Below are 453 nucleotides of genomic sequence, written 5' to 3'. Positions count from 1 at the left end.
CGTTTTTGGGGGGCGTGGCCGTTGCGTGCGCGGGCTTCAAGTATTTTCAGTTAATGCGCAAGGGGTTTGCCGATGTCCTCTGAATTGCCGGCAATCAGCGTCCAAGACGTCAGCAAGCGCTTTCGCGTATTTGCCAAGCCGGCAGACCGTCTGAAGGCCGCAGTTCGGCATCGCATCGGCGGTCTCGCGAAGTTGGTGCCTGCTCGTTTGCTCGGACCGGAAGGTGCAAGCGAGTTTCATGCGCTGCAGCATGTGTCGTTTCACGTACAAAAGGGCGAGACGATCGGAATCATCGGCCGCAACGGCTCGGGAAAGTCGACGTTGTTGCAGATCATCTGCGGGACGCTCACGCCGTCGGGTGGCCGGGTTGCGATCAACGGGCGCGTCGCCGCGCTGCTCGAACTCGGAGCGGGCTTCAATCCGGAGTTCACTGGCCGCGAAAACGTATACATG

Annotated in this window: 1 protein-coding gene; it reads left to right on the top strand. The window is 60.3% G+C overall.

Annotated features, from left to right (window positions below):
- Positions 1–72: 72 nt before the first annotated feature.
- Positions 73–453 (top strand): ABC transporter ATP-binding protein (locus J5M67_RS28525; RefSeq protein ID WP_207888688.1); only part of this gene is annotated, 381 nt, incomplete at its 3' end.

This window comes from Pseudomonas sp. 30_B (assembly GCF_017491605.1).
Taxonomy (GTDB): Bacteria; Pseudomonadota; Gammaproteobacteria; order Pseudomonadales; family Pseudomonadaceae; genus Pseudomonas.
This window is presented reverse-complemented; position numbering and strand designations above follow the sequence as displayed.